This is a genomic window from Microbispora sp. NBRC 16548 (assembly GCF_030268985.1).
Taxonomy (GTDB): Bacteria; Actinomycetota; Actinomycetes; order Streptosporangiales; family Streptosporangiaceae; genus Microbispora; species Microbispora catharanthi.
The window spans coordinates 54,976-71,226 of record NZ_BSSF01000008.1 but is presented as its reverse complement, the minus strand read 5'-3'; the positions used below and the strand labels follow the sequence as shown (position 1 = coordinate 71,226).

Genomic DNA, 16,251 nt, shown 5'->3' with positions numbered 1-16,251 from the left:
GCGTAGAAGCCGCGTTGAAGCGGTAGCGGAGGTAGGCGACAAGTGCAGCTAGTCGTGGGCAGGATCGGCCGCCCGCACGGTGTGCGGGGCGAGGTCACGGTCGAGGTGCGCACCGACGAGCCCGATCTGCGCTTCGCTCCGGGGGTGGCGCTGGCCACCGACCCGGCGTCGGCCGGTCCGCTGACGGTGGAGCGGGCCCGGTGGCACAAGGGGATCCTGCTGCTGACCCTGGCCGGCGTGGAGGGCAGGGACGCGGCGGAGGCGCTGCGCGGCACGCTGCTCGTCGTGGACTCCGCGGACCTGCCGCCGATCGAGGACCCCGACGAGTTCCACGACCACGAACTGATCGGCCTGACGGTGGTCACCACCGAGGGGGAGCGGGTCGGCGAGGTCAGCGACGTCCTCCACCACGGACAGGACCTGCTCGTGGTGGCCCGTCCCTCCCGCGACGAGGCGTACGTCCCGTTCGTCAAGGCGCTCGTGCCCGAGATCGACCTCGGCAAGGGAATCCTCGTCGTCGACGCCCCGCCCGGCCTGCTCGACGCCGCAGAGGCGGAGTAGGGGCCGCAGATGCGCGTCGACATAATCTCGATCTTCCCGGAGTATTTCGCCCCGCTCGACGTCTCTCTCATGGGCAAGGCCCGCGAGCGCGGCATCCTCGACATCCACCTCCACCAGCTCCGCGACTGGACGCACGACGTCCACAAGACCGTGGACGACACGCCGTACGGCGGCGGCCCCGGCATGGTGATGAAGCCGGAGGTCTGGGGCGAGGCCGTCGACGCGGTGATCGAGGACGGACGCGCCGCCTCCGGGGAGGACGCGCTGCCCCGGCTGATCGTCCCCACGCCGAGCGGCCGGCCGTTCACCCAGGAAGTGGCGCTGGAGTACGCCGAGGAGCCGTGGCTGCTGTTCGCCCCGGCGCGGTACGAGGGCATCGACTCCCGCGTCGTCGCCGAGTACGGCGAGCGTCTGCGCACCGACGAGGTCAGCATCGGCGACTACGTCTTAGCCGGGGGAGAGGCGGCCGTCCTGGTCATGGTCGAGGCCGTGGGGAGGCTGTTGCCGGGGGTCCTCGGCAACGCGCGCTCCGTCGCCGACGACTCCTTCGCGCCGGGGGACATGGCCAACCTGCTGGAAGGCCCTGTCTACACGAAGCCGCCCGTGTGGCGGGGGCACGAGGTGCCCGAGGTCCTGCTGTCGGGCCACCACGGCAGGATCGCCCGGTGGCGGCGTGACGAGGCCCTGCGCCGTACGCTGGACCGGAGGCCGGAACTGGTCGCCAGGCTCGACCGGGACGGCCTCGACAAGCACGACCGGCGCGTCATCGAGGAGTTCGAGGAACGGCTCGAGGAGCGCCGTTCCGCCGCCGCGTCTCGCACCGCGTCTGGCCCCGCGTCTGGCCCCGGGTCTGGCCCCGGGTTTCGCGCAGCGCCGGAAGATATGGCAGACTGAATCGCTGCTGCCTACTTCGGCATGACCGGGTGCGCCCGGTCTGGACGTGGCAGACAAGACGTATCTAGCCAAGCACGCGTGTCCCCCTCGTCGCCGAGCCCTCGGGCCGGCCGGGTGGACCTCCGTGTGCCCATGTCAATGAGGAACCGCCGCCATGCACACGCAGATCCAGGAGATCGAGAAGGCTGCCCTTCGCAGCGACGTACCGGCTTTCCGCCCGGGTGACACGCTGGAGGTCCACGTCCGCGTCGTCGAGGGCAACCGGTCCCGTATCCAGGTGTTCAAGGGCTTCGTCCTGCGCCGCCAGGGCGGTGGCATCCGTGAGACGTTCACGGTCCGCAAGGTCAGCTACGGCGTCGGCGTCGAGCGCACCTTCCCGGTTCACAGCCCCGTGATCGAGAAGATCAACGTGGTTACCCGCGGCGACGTGCGCCGGGCCAAGCTGTACTACATGCGTGACCTGCGCGGAAAGGCCGCGCGCATCCGCGAGAAGCGCGAGGCGCAGCCGGCCGGCAAGTAAGGCTTTGGAGATCGTGGTCCGTGCCTCAGGCGCGGGCCACTTTCTTTTTGCCGGTGATGCGGTGTCCCCGACGCTCGCCGTCGCGGACATCATCTAGGCTCAGCAGCGATGGCTAGCGAGGGACAGGGGCCGGGCACGCGTCGCCCTGCCGAGGACGGGGTGGACGTGGTCGCCGAAGACGTCAAGCAGAACGCCGAGGACGGGAAGAAGAAAGGCTCGTTCTGGCGGGAATTGCCCGTCCTGATCGTGGTCGCCCTCGCTCTGGCCCTGCTGATCAAGTCTTTCGTGGTCCAGGCGTTCTATATCCCATCCGAGTCGATGGAGGACACGCTTCTCATCAACGACCGGGTGCTGGTGAACAAGCTGGTCTACCACGTACGCGACATCGAGCGCGGCGACATCGTCGTGTTCTCCGGTGTGGACTCCTGGGACCCCGAGGTGAAGCTCGAGGAACCGTCCAACCCCGTCGCGGCCGGGCTGCGCTGGCTCGGCACCGCGTTCGGGGTCGTGCCGGGGGAGAAGGACTACATCAAGCGGGTCATCGGCGTGCCGGGCGACAAGGTCAAATGCTGTGACAAGCAGGGCCGGGTCACGGTGAACGGCGTGCCGCTGAACGAGAAGTCGTACCTGTATCCCGGCGACGAGCCGTCCGGGCGCGAGTTCGAGGTCACCGTCCCGCCGGACCGCCTGTGGGTGATGGGCGACCACCGCTCGGTGTCCTGGGACTCCCGCCTGCACATGGGCGACCCGGGCGGCGGCACCATCCCCGCCGACAAGGTGATCGGCCGCGCGTTCGTCATCGTCTGGCCGTTCAACCGGGCCAAGATCCTGCCGATTCCGGAGACGTTCGCGCAGCCGGCGCTCCATGCGGCCCTCGGGGCCGCGCCGTTCGTCGCGGGCTTCGCGGGGGCCGTGCCGCTGGTGGCCCTGCGCCGGCGACTGGTGAGGCGACGAAGGACGTGACAGAGCCGGAGGAGGCAGCCGTGGGAGAGTCCGACGAGAGTCGCTTAGGCACCGCCGGGCCGGCCGGATCCGCCGACGTCTCGGAGGCACCGGCGGAGCCGGCGGCCGCGGGCGAGGCGGGCGAGGACGAGGCGGGCGCGAACGAGCGGGCCGTCGGCGGGAAGAAGGGCCGGCCCGCGAAGAAGAAGGGCTCCGGCTTTCTGGAGACCCTCATGTACGTGCTCGGCGGGGTCGTCGTCGCCCTGCTGGTCCACACCTTCCTGCTGCAGTCGTTCTACATCCCGTCGGAGTCGATGCAGAACACGCTCCTGGTCGACGACTACGTGGTGGTCAACAAGCTCGCGTACAAGCTCGGGCCGGTGGAGCGCGGCGACATCGTGGTCTTCAAGGGCTGGAACGGCGAGGACACGATCAAGCGGGTGATCGGGGTGGGCGGCGACCACGTGAAGTGCTGCGACGCCAAGCATCGCATCACCGTGAACGGGACGCCGCTGGACGAGAAGGGCAAGTACCTCTACCCGGGGGCCGAGCCCTCCGGCCGTGAGTTCGACGTGAAGGTCCCCAAGGGGCGGTTGTGGCTGATGGGCGACCACCGGAACAACTCGGCGGACTCGCGCTTCTACCCGGACGACGGGCACCAGGGCACGATCTCCGAGGACGACGTCACCGGGCGGGCGTTCCTGCGCTACTGGCCGCTCAACCGGATCTCGTTCCTCTCCCGGCCCGACACTTTCTCCGCCGTACGCTGATCTCACCTGCGGCTTTGCCGTCGGCGGTGGTTCCGGCCGTATCGCCGGTCCCGAATGGGGCGTAATCTGCTTGTCGTCATGACAGCTGCCTATCGCCCGCGCCCGAGTGTCGTACGACGGGACTCCGGACTCTACGGCTACGAGCGGGCCCTGGCCCGGCGGGGGTTCACGCCGGTCGCCGGGGTGGACGAGGCCGGTCGCGGCGCCTGCGCCGGGCCGCTGGTCGTCGCCGCGGTCGTGCTGGGGCGGGAGATCGACGGGCTGAGCGACTCCAAGCTCCTGACCGAGGCCGTGCGCGAGCGCCTCTACGAGCGGATCACGGCGACGGCCCGGGCCGTGAGCGTGGTGGTGATCCCTCCCGAGGAGATCGACTCGCGCGGCCTGCACAAGTGCAACGTCGCGGGGATGCGGCGGGCCGTCGCCGGCCTGGGGCTCGTCCCCGGCTACGTCCTCGTGGACGGCTTCCCGGTGGCCGGGCTGCCCGCGCCGTCGCTGGCCGTGTGGAAGGGCGACCAGGTCGCCGCGTGCGTGGCGGCGGCCTCGATCGTGGCGAAGGTGACGAGGGACCGGTTGATGCACGGGCTCGACGAGGTCTACCCGCAGTACGGCTTCGCCCTGCACAAGGGCTACGTGACCCCCGGCCATCGGCGGGCCCTGGCGCGGCATGGGCCGAGCCCCCACCATCGGTTCTCGTTCGTGACGGTGGCCAGGGTGACTCGTGGGACAAGGATCCCGGCCGGGGGCCTATGGACGGGGCAGGATGAGGACATGCGCGAGAATGAGGTTGGGACCGGTGTCGTCTGAACGGGTCGGCCTCGACAGTGGGTTCCCGACGGGGAGTGGCAGAGGAGGACCGGGATGAGCGCGGAAGATCTCGAAAAGTATGAGACCGAGATGGAGCTGCAGCTCTACCGGGAGTACCGCGACGTGGTGGGCCTGTTCACCTACGTGGTCGAGACCGAGCGGCGCTTCTATCTCACCAACTCCGTCGATCTCGACGTCCGCACCGCCGAGAACGGCGATGTCTTCTTCGACGTCAAGATGCAGGACGCCTGGGTCTGGGACATGTATCGCCCGGCCCGCTTTGTGAAGAACGTGCGGGTGGTGACCTTCAAGGACGTCAACGTCGAGGAACTGGCCAAGCCCGACCTCGAGATGCCCAAGGAGGGCTTCTCCAGCTGATCGTGCGCGGCCTGTCCCCAGAACGGCGTTCGGCCGCTCGGCGCGAGCCTTCGGGGCGCATCGTCGTGGCATGCGTCTTGTCGCGTACGTGCTCGTACTGGTCCTGCTGACCGCGGCTCCCACCCGGCCATCGGGCGCCGTCCGGCCCGTGGCCGCCGGAGGCCCTATGACGCCGTACGCGGCCACGACCGCGAGGGCGCCGGGGGCTGCGAGGGTCCTGACCCACCGGTCCGCGGGCGCCAGGACGCTCGGACCGGCTCGGTCCATCGGGCCGGTAGGCGGATCGCCGGCCGGGCCGGACCGGGCTGAGGACGCCGTGCCGGTGGGGACCGCCCGCTCTCGTGGGAACGCGCACAGGGTGGGGCCGGTCGCGCCGGGCCCGATGGGGCCGCGTGGAGACGCGTCCGGCTGGCGATGGCCGCTTGCCGGGCCCGCGCATCCGATAAGGCGCTTCGATCCGCCCCCACAGCGGTGGCTGGCCGGTCACCGGGGTGTGGACCTGGCTGCTCAGCCCGGAGAGAAGGTCATGGCCGCAGGACCGGGAGTCGTCGGCCTGGCGGAGCGGGTCGCAGGCCGGGGGGTCGTGACCATCTCACATCCCGACGGCCTGCGCACCACCTACCTGCCGGTCCGGGCCCTGGTCCGGCCTGGAGACGTCGTCGCGGCCGGTCAGCTCATCGGCGTCGTCGAGGAGGACGCCGTCGCTCATTGCACCGCCCCCTGCCTGCACTGGGGACTCTTGCGCGGACGTCTCTACCTGGACCCGCTCCTCCTGTTCGGCCGAGGGCAGGTCCGCCTCCTGCCCCGCTGGCCCGTCCGCGAGGCCCGCCGGCCGTCATGACGACCGAGAGGCGTGACAGCCGGGCCCGCTGGTCCGGGCGAGGCTGAAGAATGGAACGCGTCTGCAGCGCCCAGGAACGCTGCTCAGAGGCGGTGCTCAGCTGCTTGGGCGCGGTGCTCAGGGGCGGTGCTCGGCTGCTTGGGCGTCAGGCGCGGGGATGAGCCTGGCGGTAGGCGGCCCGCAGCCGCTCGATGGACACGTGCGTGTAGATCTGTGTGGTGGCCAGGGATGCGTGCCCGAGCATCTCCTGCACGGATCGCAGGTCGGCCCCGCCTTCGAGTAGATGGGTGGCGGCGGTATGGCGCAGCCCGTGCGGCCCCATGTCGGGGGTTCCCTCGACCTGGGCCAGGCGGGCGTGCACGACACGCCGGACGGTGCCCTGGTCGATCCGGCCTCCTCGGACGCCGAGGAAGAGGGCGGGGCCGCTTCCCTCGCGAATCCACAGGGGCCTGCCCCGCACGCACCAGGCGTCCAGGGCCTGCAGGGCGGGCAGCCCGAAGGGAACCGTCCGCTCCTTGCGTCCCTTGCCCAGCACGCGGACCGTCCGGCGGTCCCGGTCCACGTCGTCCACGTCGAGGCCGCACAACTCGCTCACCCGCATGCCGGTCGCGTACAGCAGCTCCAGCATCGCCTGATCGCGCAGGTCCCTGGCGTCGCCCGGCCTCTGCGTGGACAGGACGGCCTCGGCCTCGGTCTGGTCCAGCACCTTCGGCAGCCGCCGTTCGGCCTTCGCCGTGCCGAGGAGCAGCCCGGGGTCACTCCCCAGCCATTCCCGTCGATGGCAGAAGGCGGTGAAGACCCGGGCGCAGGCGGAACGGCGGGCCAGCGTCCCCCTCGATCGTCCGGCCTGGTGCTGGTCCCCCAGCCAGTCACGCAGGACGGTGACGTCAAGAGCGGACACGTCATCGTGCCCGGCGGCCCTCATATGCGCGAACAGCGAGGAGATGTCCCCGAGATACGCCCTCAGCGTGTGCGGCGACAGGTCCCGTTCGAGACGCAGATGCCGCTCGAACTGTTCAAGGACGGCGTCGAACTCCCCGAGTCCCTGCCCTTCGCCCGCTGCCACGACGTCGTCCTTCCCTCTCGCTTCCGGCCTGATGCGGGTGCGCTGGCGCCGCCCTGCGGGCGAGCCGCACCCCGGCGACTGTCGTAGTCGCGGTCACGCGACGACGCGGACCCGCCGTGTCCCGTTGCGCCCTGTCCTATTGGGCGCTGTCCATCGCGTCCTGTCCTATCGCGCCCTGTCCCATTTCCCGGCGGGCGGCATCCGATGCGCGGGATTGCGTCCCGTGAGGCGGGTGGGGAAGGAGACACGGCCACGATCCGCATGCTAACCATCGGCCTCATCCCTGGGCGCCGGCCGCACCGGCGCACTGCCGCCCACACACTGCCGCCCGCACGCTCCGTCCGCACACTGGCGCGCGCCGCCCCGCCCGGTTATCAGGCGGAGTGTCCAGGCGGATGGTCTTGGCAGGAGGACGGGGTGGCGGCCGCCTGCACCGGCGCGGTCAGCACGTCGCAATCGTGCGGGCGGGCCGACGAGGCGCCGACCAGAGCCCCGCCGAGCACGCCATGATGACGCGCCGCCCGTCTATTGGCGCGCGGCAGGCCGCAGCCGCCACCCTCGGTCCACGTTCTCAATGAACCCCGCGGCGGCCAGAGCGCCGAGGCAGGCGAGTGCCGTCCCGATGTCCACACCGGCGGCGACGGCGATCGCGGCGGGACCTGTGGCGCCGCGTGCGGGGATCGCTTCGAGCACACGCCTGGTCTCGTCGTTCAGCCCGTCCCGAGGCCGCACGGGCCCGCGTTGCTCCGGTGCGAGGTCGTCACCGATGGAGCCGACCAACTCGATGATCTCCTCGGCCGAGGTGACGCAGACGGCCTTGCCCTGACGGATCAGGACGTGGCAGCCCGTGGAGACCTCCGTGGTGATGGGACCGGGCACGGCCATCAGCTGCCGGTTCAGGCCCCAGGCATGAGTGGCCGTGTTGAGCGCACCGCTGCGCGCGGCGGCCTGCACGACGACGGTCCCCCGGGACAGGGCGGCGATCACCCGATTGCGGATGAGGAACCGCAGCCTGGTGGGGTGTGCGCCCGGCGGCCACTCACTGATCACCACGCCCTGCCGGCGCACGGCACGGAACAGGTCCTCGTGCGCGCTGGGATAACACACGTCCGTCCCGCAGGCGAGCACGACGACCGTCGGCGTTCCGGACGCCAGCGCGCCCCGGTGGGCGGCGCCGTCGATCCCGTAGGCGCCACCGCTGATCACCGTCCATCCGCGCCCGCCGAGACTCATGGCGAACTCGGCCGCCACGGTCGTGCCGTACGCGGTCGCGGCCCTGGCTCCGACCACGGAGACCGAGCGCAGGCAGGAGAAGCGCAGGTTCGCCCGTCCGTCCACCCACAGTCCGAAGGGCCTTGCCTCGCCGAGGTCGTCGAGCTGGGTGGGCCATTCGACGTCACCCGGGACAACGAGCCGCGCTCCTCGCCGCATGCCCTGCGCCAGGTCGTCTGACGGGTCCGTGTAGCGGGCCGCCCAGGCGGCCACATGCCGGCCGAGATCCAGGTGGCGCCTGGAAGCCTCGGCGCGGTCCTTCTCATCACGCGCGAAGCCAGGGTCGAGCACGCCGCGTCTCGCCTGCTCCATCGCGCCCACCGGACCATAGCGGGCGATCAACCGGCCCATCACCGCGTCGCCTGCCTCGGCCATCCGCATGATCGCCACGCGGGCCAGCCGTTCCGCCCTTCCGGTACCGGTCGCGCCACCGGCGTCCCCAGCCGGGCCGGAGGCGTCTGCTGTCTGTGAGACGGACTTGCCGGCCGGCGCGTCGCCGGCGGTGGAGAACTCGGTCATTTCCATCAATCCACTCCGAGCCACAGTGCGAGGGCCGCCGACGTCTCGGCCTGGCCCGGACGGTCCTTGCAGGTGAGATCCGCGATCGTCCAAGAGATGCGGAGCACGCGATCCAGGCCGCGTGCGCTGAGCGTGCCCACGTCCAGACCTCGATGGAGCGGAGCCATCGCGGCGTCGGGCAGGCGGAAATCACGGTGCAACGCGGATGACGACACCTCCGCGTTGGTACGCCAGGGACTGCCGGCCAACCGTCTGGCGGCCCGCTCGCGCGCCAGCCTCACCCGCTCGGCCACGGTCGCGCTGGTCTCCACGAAGTGCCGGTCCGCGAGCAACTCGGCGCGGGTGGCCCGGCCGATCTTCACCTTCACGTCGACGCGGTCCAGCAGCGGCCCAGAGAGCCGATCGAGATAGCGGCGACGGCCCGCCGGGGTGCACTTGCAGGGGTGTCCAACCGTTCCCTGCAGGCCGCACGGACACGGATTGGCCGCCAGGACCAGCATGAACCGGGCGGGAAACGTGACCGCGCCGACAGCTCGCGCGATGGTCACCGTGCCCGACTCGAGGGGTTGCCGCAGGGAGTCGAGCACGGTCGTCGCGAACTCCGGCGCCTCGTCGAGGAAGAGCACGCCTCGGTGTGCGAGCGACACCGCTCCGGGCCGCACGACGCCTCCGCTCCCACCACCCACGACGGCCGCCATCGTGGCGCTGTGATGCGGCGCCATGAAAGGGGGCCGGGTGAGCAGCGGACGCCCCGGCGGCAGCGTTCCCGCCACCGAGTGGATGGCCGACACCTCCAGGGCCGTCTCCTGGTCGAGCGGCGGCAGGAGTGTCGGCAGGCGCTCGGCGAGCATGGTTTTGCCGCTCCCCGGCGGGCCCAGCATCCAGAGGTTGTGCCCTCCGGCGGCGCACACCTCCAGCGCTTTGCGGCCCATCGGCTGCCCGGCCACGTCGCACAGGTCCAGCCCCGGTGCGCCCCGGTCGCCGCCGTACGGTCCTGCCGCACGCGACGCGTCCTCGATGCGCCCGGCATACCCGCCATGCCCGGCGTACCCGCCATGCTCGGCGTGTTCAGCATGCTCGGCTTGCTCGGCGTCCTGCGACAGCGAGGCGGCGTCCGCCACCACCGGAAGCCGATGCAGGTCGCCCGAGCGCAGCCACCCCACCAGTTCGGCGAGAGTGGCGACGGGAACCACGGTGAGATCGGGCACGAGAGCGGCCTCGGCGGCGTTGAGCGCGGGCACCACGACCGTGCGCACCCCCGCCTCGGCGGCGGCGAGCGCGGCCGGCAGCACGCCTCTGATCGGCCGGACCCGCCCGTCGAGACCGAGCTCGCCGAGGAACATCGGCGCCGCGATCCGCTGCGCGGGCACGGCGCCGGCCGCGCCGAGCACCGCGATCGCGATGGCCAGATCGAAGATCGATCCTCGCTTGGGCAAGGTGGCCGGGAACAGGCTCACGGTGACCCGTGCATCGGGCCAGGCGAACCTGCTGTTGATCAGCGCGGACCTCACGCGGCCCCGGGCTTCGCTGATCGCGGTGTCGAGAAGCCCGATGAAGTGTGTCCCGGCGATGCCGGGGCCCACATCGGCCTCGACCTCCACGAGGCGTCCGGTGACGCCCACGAGGCCGACGCAATGGGTCCGGGCGACGGGCATCTCAGACCACCCCGCGTTCGTGCCTGAGTGAGAAGTCGCCGGCGAACCGCTCGATCGCGATCACGTCGACCCGTATGGTGTCGAAACGCTCCGCGTGCATGGCCAGCCATCTGACGGCCAGCGTCCGCAGGCGCAGCAGTTTCTCACCGGTCACCGCCTCGAACGCGGTTCCGTGGCTCCGCCCGGAGCGGGTCTTCACCTCCACGATCACCAGCGCGTTGCCGTCACGGGCGACGATGTCGACCTCGCCCTCCGCGCAGCGCCAGTTGCGGTCGAGTATGCGCATGCCCTTCGCCGTGAGAAAGGTCACGGCGAGTTGTTCACCCTGCCTGCCCAGCCGATCCTTCGCCGCCATGGGACCACCTCCGCCGCAGACACTCGCCGAAGCGGCCCCGGGCCCGTGCCACCGAACCTCTTTCTGTGGAAAAGCCCGCCGCGCGATTCGACGGCTGTGGACGGGCGGGGGAAATCGCAGGTGGGCCTCGTGAGGAGGCTCTCGTCGTCCACAGCCGAGGCCGGGAGCGGAAGCGGGAGGGTGGCCGTGGGCAGACTGCGACCGGCATGGATACTTGCCCCGGTTCCCGTGAGGCGGCTCTGCCGTCATGGAGCACGCCGCCGGGCATCGGGCGCCGCAGGGCATCGGCAGTGAGGAGCCGGCAGTGACCGCGAAGCTGATCAGGGAATTGGGCGCGGGCGCGGGGGTCACCCTGCCCGAGGTCCGGGTCATCGGCGAGGACCCCGTCCTGCCGTCCGTCTTCCCCCTCGGCACGATGGCCGCGGCCTCGGCCGGCGCCCTGACCGCCGCCGTCGCGGCGTACGCCGCCCGCGCTGGGGAGAGCGGCGAGGAAGGGGCCGGCGGCCGGCAGCCCACTCGCGGCGAGCTCGGCGATCCGGATGTGACGATCGATGTCCGGCACGCCGCCGTGGCCTTCCAGAGCGAGAGGCATTTCCGCGCCGATGGGAAAGCCATGGACGTCTGGGCCGCGCTGTCGGGGGACTACCGCACCTCGGACGGCTGGATCCGGCTCCATTGCAACTTCGATCATCACCGTGATGCCGCCGTGCGCGCGCTCGGGCTGTCGCCCGGCTCGGGCAAGGAGGACGTCGGCAGGGCGTGCGCCGGTCGCACGGCGGTGGAGATCGAGGAGGCGGTGACTCGCGAGGGCGGCTGTGCGGCGGCGATGCGGAGCAGGGCCGAGTGGCTCGCGCACCCCCAGGCGCGGGCGCTGGCCGGCCTTCCTCTCGTCGGCGTCTCCCGGCTGTCAGGTGGGGACGGCCAGACGAGCGAGACCGGTCGCAGGGGGACCAGCCGCAGCGGGGCCGACAGTGGCGAGACCGGGCGCAGCGGGACCGACAGCGGTGGGACCGGCGGCGGGGCCGGCCGCGCGCGGGCCGGCCATACGCACGGCGGCCCCGGCAACGGCCTCCCGGCCGGGACGGAGCGGCCGCTCGGCGGCGTGCGAGTGCTCGACCTTACTCGCGTGATCGCCGGGCCGGTGGCCGCGCGGGCGCTCGCGGCCTACGGCGCGGACGTGCTGCGTGTGGGCGCCGTACACCTGCCCGAGGTGCCGGGGCTCGTGGTGGAGACGGCGTTCGGCAAGCGGTCGTGCCACATCGACCTGCGTTCCGAGGCGGACAAGCTGCGGGAGCTGGTCCGTCAGGCCGACGTGGTCATCCAGGCGTACCGGCCCGGGGCCCTGCGCGCCAGGGGCTTCGGGCCGGACGACCTCGCCGCTCTGCGGCCCGGCATCGTCTGCGTCGACATCTCCGCGTACGGCACCTGCGGGCCATGGGCCTCAAGGAGGGGATTCGACAGCCTCGTCCAGATGGCATGCGGGATCGCCTACGAGAACGGCGACGGCCTGCGGCCGAGCCCGCTGCCCGCGCAGGCTCTCGATCACGGCACCGGCTACCTGGCCGCGTTCGGCGCGGTCGCCGCGCTGCTCCGGCGGGCGGCCGAGGGTGGCTCGTGGCATGTCGAGGTGTCGTTGGCGAGGACCGCGGCGTGGCTCGACGATCTCGGCAGGATCGACGGGGCGGGGGTGCGGCAGCCCCGGGTGGATGATCTGCTGGCGACGATGGACAGCTCCTTCGGCACGCTCACCTATGTGACCCCGCCCGGCGCCGTCGACGGGACGCGGCCGCACTGGACGAGCCCGCCGCCCCGCCAGGGGGAGCACCCCGCGGCATGGGCTCCGTCCTCCTGACGACAACAGTCCTCCTGGCGACAACGGACGCCTGCCGGCCCCGGCCGTTGCGATGTCTGTGAGGCGTGCGCGGGAGAGCGCGGGGAGGCGGCGGGGCGATGGTCGGCGGGGCGACAGTCGGCGGGGCATGTGCGTCTGAAGGAGGAAGGCCGGCAGGGCAATGCTCGGCGAAGGCCCTGTGCCGGCTGGTTCCGGCAGGCCGAGGGGGACCGGCGGGGCCGGTGGTGGTGTGACGGCGTGCTGATCCGGCAAGGGTCAACTGAAGGGGCGGATCCGGGTAGACTGTTCGACGGCCTGCTAGGCGGGCCGAATTCGCACGCCCACTCACGAGCCGCCTTCTCGGTCCGGACCGCGTCCGGTGAAAGCGGCCCGGGGCGTCAGGGCGCGGGCAAGACGCCCGCGTGACCAACCGAGACCGTGCCCGAGGGCACACGACCATGGAGGACCATCACCATGGCCCCTGTCGTCACTATGCGGCAGCTGCTGGAGAGCGGCGTCCACTTCGGCCACCAGACCCGTCGGTGGAACCCGAAGATGAAGCGCTTCATCTTCACCGAGCGCAACGGCATCTACATCATCGACCTGCAGAAGTCGCTGTCGTTCATCGACCGTGCCTACGACTTCGTGAAGGAGACCGTCGCGCACGGCGGCACCATCATGTTCATCGGCACGAAGAAGCAGGCACAGGAGTCGATCGTCGAGCAGGCGTCGCGCGTCGGCATGCCGTACGTGAACCAGCGCTGGCTGGGCGGCATGCTCACCAACTTCTCCACCGTGCACAAGAGGCTCCAGCGGCTGAAGGAGCTCGAGGAGCTCGACTTCGACAACGTGGCCGGCTCCGGGCTCACCAAGAAGGAGCTCCTGATGCGCCGCCGCGAGAAGGAGAAGCTGGAGCGCACCCTCGGCGGTATCCGTGACATGGCCCGCGTCCCGAGCGCGGTCTGGGTCGTGGACACCAAGAAGGAGCACATCGCGATCAACGAGGCCAAGAAGCTCGGCATCCCGGTCGTCGCGATCCTGGACACGAACTGTGACCCGGACGAGGTCGACTACCCGATCCCGGGCAACGACGACGCCATCCGCGCCGTCAGCCTCCTCACTCGCGTGATCGCCGACGCCGTCGCCGACGGCCTCATGACCCGTGCGGGCGCCGGCCGCGGTGACGAGAAGCCCGCGGGCGTCGCCGCCGCCGAGCCGCTGGCCGAGTGGGAGCGCGAGCTCCTCGAGGGCGGCGAGGCCGCCCCGGCCGCCCCGGCCGCCGAGACCGCCGAGGCCCCGGCTGTCGAGGCTCCGGCCGCTGAGGCTCCGGTTGCTGAGGCTCCGGCCGCTGAGGCTCCGGCCTCCGAGGAGCCCGCGCAGGGCGAGCAGGCCTGACGAACGACCACGGATCCCCGCCGGACGCGGCGCCTCCGGCCGGCCGCGACGGCGGGGATCTCCCAGGGAACGACCTGGTTCCGGTGCGGTAGGGCGACGCCCGCCGCGCTGAGGGCTTCACCGGGTGGGCGCTCGGCACGGGTGCCCACCCCCCAGACGATTCGCATCCGGGTCCCGAAGAGGAAATTGGACAATGGCTTCCGTAAACATGGCCGACGTCAAGCGGCTTCGCGAGCTGACCGCCGCCGGCATGATGGACTGCAAGAAGGCGCTCGAGGAGTCCGAGGGCGACTTCGACAAGGCCGTCGACATCCTGCGTCTGAAGGGCGCCAAGGACGTCGGCAAGCGCGAGGCCCGCACCGCGTCGAACGGCCTGGTCGCCGTCAAGCACGAGGGCGACTCCCTCGCGGCGCTGCTTGAGATCAACTGCGAGACCGACTTCGTCGCCAAGAACGAGCGTTTCCAGGAGCTCGCCGCCGACATCGTCGCGCACATCGTCGCGACCAAGCCCGCCGACGTGCCGACCCTGCTCGAGTCCGAGCTGAACGGCAAGACCGTCAAGGAGCTGCTCGACGAGGCCAACGCGGCGCTCGGCGAGAAGATCGAGATCCGCCGGTTCGCGGTGCTGGAGGGTGGCTTCATCACCTCCTACATGCACAAGACCGACCCGCAGCTCCCGCCGGCCGTGGGCGTGCTCGTGCAGCTCGACACGCCGAACGCCGAGGTCGCCAAGGACATCGCCCAGCACACCGCCGCGATGGCGCCGAAGTACCTCAGCCCTGCCGAGGTGCCCGCCGAGGTCATCGAGAAGGAGCGGTCGCTGTTCGAGCAGATGACCCGCGAGGAGGGCAAGCCCGAGGCCGCCATCCCGAAGATCGTCGATGGCCGGGTCAACGGCTGGTACAAGGACTTCACCCTGCTGGAGCAGGCGTTCGTGAAGGACAACAAGAAGACGATCGCGAAGTTCGCGGACGAGGCCGGCGTCAAGGTCCTGGCCTTCACCCGCTACAAGGTCGGCCAGGCTTAGGCTTACTGCCAGGAGCTTTTCGACCCGCGCTACATCCGAGGAGGCCGCCGCCGTGCAGGAGAACACCAGACCCGCCACGCCGGCGGCTTCGTCGTACGACGGGCCGCTGCGCTGGAAGCGGGTGATGCTGAAGCTGTCGGGTGAGGCGTTCGCGGGCGGGGAGTCCCTCGGGATCGACCCGCGCGTCGTCGCCCAGCTGGCGGACTCGGTCGCCGAAGCGGTCCGTGAGGGCGTGCAGGTGGCGGTCGTCGTCGGCGGCGGCAACATGTTCCGCGGCGCCGCCCTGTCGCAGGGCGGCATGGACCGCGCCCGAGCCGACTACATGGGCATGCTCGGGACCGTCATCAACTGTCTCGCCCTGCAGGACTTCCTGGAGAAGCGCGGCATCGACACCCGTGTGCAGACCGCGATCACGATGCAGCAGGTGGCCGAGCCCTTCCTGCCGCGCCGCGCGATCCGCCACCTGGAGAAGGGCCGCGTGGTCATCTTCGGCGCGGGGCTCGGCTCGCCGTTCTTCTCGACCGACACCTGCGCCGCACAGCGCGCGCTGGAGATCGGCGCCGAGGCGTTGCTCAAGGGCACCCAGGTCGACGGCGTGTACGACTCGGACCCGCGCAAGAACCCCGACGCGGTCCGATTCGACCAGCTTGATTACGGTGAGGTGCTGACGCGGGGCCTCGGGGTCATGGACGCCACCGCGATCAGCCTGTGCATGGACAACGGCCTGCCCATCGTGGTCTTCGATCTCATGGGCGAGGGCAACATCCTCCGGGCGGTCCGTGGTGAGAAGATCGGCACGCTGGTGAGTCCGGCAGGGAAGTAGGGAGCCGCAGTGATCGACGAAACCCTCCTCGAGGCCGAGGAGAAGATGGACAAGGCGGTGACGGTCGCCAAGGACGACTTCGCGAGCATCCGCACCGGCCGTGTGACGCCCTCGATGTTCAACAAAATCACGGTTGACTACTACGGGTCGCCGACGCCGATCCAGCAGCTCGCGTCGTTCCACGTCCCCGAGGCGCGCATGGTGCTCGTGCAGCCCTACGACAAGGGCTCGCTGACCGCGGTCGAGAGGGCCATCCGCGACAGCGACCTCGGCGTCAACCCGAGCAACGACGGCACCGTGATCCGCGTGGTGTTCCCCGAGCTGTCGGAGGAGCGCCGCAAGGAGTACATCAAGGTCGCCCGCAACAAGGCGGAGCACGGCCGGGTGTCCGTACGGAACATCCGCCGGCATGCCAAGGAGACCCTCGACAAGCTCGTCAAGGACGGCGAGGCCGGCGAGGACGAGGTCCATCGTGCGGTCAAGGAGCTCGACGACCTCACCCAGAAGCACGTCGCGAAGATCGACGAGCTGCTGAAGCACAAGGAAGCCGAGCTGCTCGAGGTCTGACGTCGCGGCCCGGAAAGCGGGCCGTACGGCA

Annotated in this window: 17 protein-coding genes; 13 read left to right on the top strand and 4 right to left on the bottom strand. The window is 70.9% G+C overall.

The features are described from left to right. Positions 1 to 42 precede the first annotated feature (42 nt). The 8 genes from rimM to QSK36_RS22910 all read left to right on the top strand — a co-directional run bounded on the left by rimM (position 43) and on the right by QSK36_RS22910 (position 5,710). Positions 43 to 561 (top strand): ribosome maturation factor RimM, encoded by a 519-nt coding sequence (gene rimM / locus QSK36_RS22945; RefSeq protein ID WP_183535513.1) that lies wholly within the window; start codon positions 43 to 45, stop codon positions 559 to 561. Between the two features lie 9 nt (positions 562 to 570). After that, complete coding sequence (trmD, locus tag QSK36_RS22940) at positions 571 to 1,455, top strand: tRNA (guanosine(37)-N1)-methyltransferase TrmD (protein ID WP_183535515.1); 885 nt, start codon at positions 571 to 573, stop codon at positions 1,453 to 1,455. A gap of 154 nt (positions 1,456 to 1,609) precedes the next feature. Beyond that, positions 1,610 to 1,975 carry a 50S ribosomal protein L19 gene (gene rplS / locus QSK36_RS22935; RefSeq protein WP_142560240.1) on the top strand — a complete coding sequence of 122 codons (366 nt, stop codon included), beginning with the start codon at positions 1,610 to 1,612 and terminating at the stop codon, positions 1,973 to 1,975. A 108-nt stretch (positions 1,976 to 2,083) separates the two neighbouring features. After that, entirely contained in the window at positions 2,084 to 2,938 is an 855-nt protein-coding gene (lepB, locus tag QSK36_RS22930; protein ID WP_183535516.1) for a signal peptidase I, read from the top strand. A gap of 20 nt (positions 2,939 to 2,958) precedes the next feature. Continuing rightward, positions 2,959 to 3,687 carry a signal peptidase I gene (gene lepB / locus QSK36_RS22925; RefSeq protein WP_285783830.1) on the top strand — a complete coding sequence of 243 codons (729 nt, stop codon included), beginning with the start codon at positions 2,959 to 2,961 and terminating at the stop codon, positions 3,685 to 3,687. A 78-nt stretch (positions 3,688 to 3,765) separates the two neighbouring features. Continuing rightward, positions 3,766 to 4,491, top strand: coding sequence for a ribonuclease HII (locus QSK36_RS22920; RefSeq protein WP_139580158.1), 726 nt, complete (start codon positions 3,766 to 3,768; stop codon positions 4,489 to 4,491). A 54-nt stretch (positions 4,492 to 4,545) separates the two neighbouring features. Next, on the top strand, positions 4,546 to 4,869 hold the full coding sequence (locus tag QSK36_RS22915) for a DUF2469 domain-containing protein (protein WP_030511723.1): 324 nt from the start codon (positions 4,546 to 4,548) through the stop codon (positions 4,867 to 4,869). A gap of 70 nt (positions 4,870 to 4,939) precedes the next feature. Then, positions 4,940 to 5,710: a M23 family metallopeptidase gene (locus QSK36_RS22910; protein WP_225897840.1), complete on the top strand. Its 771-nt coding sequence runs from the start codon at positions 4,940 to 4,942 to the stop codon at positions 5,708 to 5,710. 145 nt (positions 5,711 to 5,855) lie between these two features. On the opposite strand, the gene QSK36_RS22905 is transcribed toward QSK36_RS22910, so the two are convergent. From QSK36_RS22905 to QSK36_RS22890, 4 genes are all read right to left on the bottom strand, one after another. Continuing rightward, the gene (locus QSK36_RS22905; RefSeq protein ID WP_285783829.1) at positions 5,856 to 6,776 is read right to left on the bottom strand and encodes a tyrosine recombinase XerC; all 921 of its coding nucleotides are present in this window, start codon (positions 6,774 to 6,776) and stop codon (positions 5,856 to 5,858) included. 525 nt (positions 6,777 to 7,301) lie between these two features. Further along, positions 7,302 to 8,567 carry a DNA-processing protein DprA gene (dprA, locus tag QSK36_RS22900; protein WP_183535517.1) on the bottom strand — a complete coding sequence of 422 codons (1,266 nt, stop codon included), beginning with the start codon at positions 8,565 to 8,567 and terminating at the stop codon, positions 7,302 to 7,304. 5 nt (positions 8,568 to 8,572) lie between these two features. Beyond that, positions 8,573 to 10,222 (bottom strand): YifB family Mg chelatase-like AAA ATPase, encoded by a 1,650-nt coding sequence (locus QSK36_RS22895; protein ID WP_183535518.1) that lies wholly within the window; start codon positions 10,220 to 10,222, stop codon positions 8,573 to 8,575. A gap of 1 nt (position 10,223) precedes the next feature. Continuing rightward, positions 10,224 to 10,577: a YraN family protein gene (locus QSK36_RS22890; protein WP_183535519.1), complete on the bottom strand. Its 354-nt coding sequence runs from the start codon at positions 10,575 to 10,577 to the stop codon at positions 10,224 to 10,226. Positions 10,578 to 10,881: 304 nt separating this feature from the next. Here QSK36_RS22890 and QSK36_RS22885 point away from each other — a divergent pair, with 304 nt between their 5' ends. The 5 genes from QSK36_RS22885 to frr all read left to right on the top strand — a co-directional run bounded on the left by QSK36_RS22885 (position 10,882) and on the right by frr (position 16,220). Beyond that, on the top strand, positions 10,882 to 12,429 hold the full coding sequence (locus QSK36_RS22885) for a CoA transferase (RefSeq protein WP_285783828.1): 1,548 nt from the start codon (positions 10,882 to 10,884) through the stop codon (positions 12,427 to 12,429). 453 nt (positions 12,430 to 12,882) lie between these two features. Next, entirely contained in the window at positions 12,883 to 13,803 is a 921-nt protein-coding gene (gene rpsB / locus QSK36_RS22880; RefSeq protein WP_285783827.1) for a 30S ribosomal protein S2, read from the top strand. 193 nt (positions 13,804 to 13,996) lie between these two features. Beyond that, positions 13,997 to 14,830: a translation elongation factor Ts gene (gene tsf, locus QSK36_RS22875; RefSeq protein WP_183535521.1), complete on the top strand. Its 834-nt coding sequence runs from the start codon at positions 13,997 to 13,999 to the stop codon at positions 14,828 to 14,830. A gap of 52 nt (positions 14,831 to 14,882) precedes the next feature. Further along, on the top strand, positions 14,883 to 15,653 hold the full coding sequence (gene pyrH, locus QSK36_RS22870; RefSeq protein WP_030511713.1) for a UMP kinase: 771 nt from the start codon (positions 14,883 to 14,885) through the stop codon (positions 15,651 to 15,653). Positions 15,654 to 15,662: 9 nt separating this feature from the next. After that, a complete protein-coding gene (frr, locus tag QSK36_RS22865) occupies positions 15,663 to 16,220 on the top strand; it encodes a ribosome recycling factor (RefSeq protein WP_183535522.1) in 558 nt (185 codons plus the stop codon). The last annotated feature ends 31 nt before the right edge of the window (positions 16,221 to 16,251 follow it).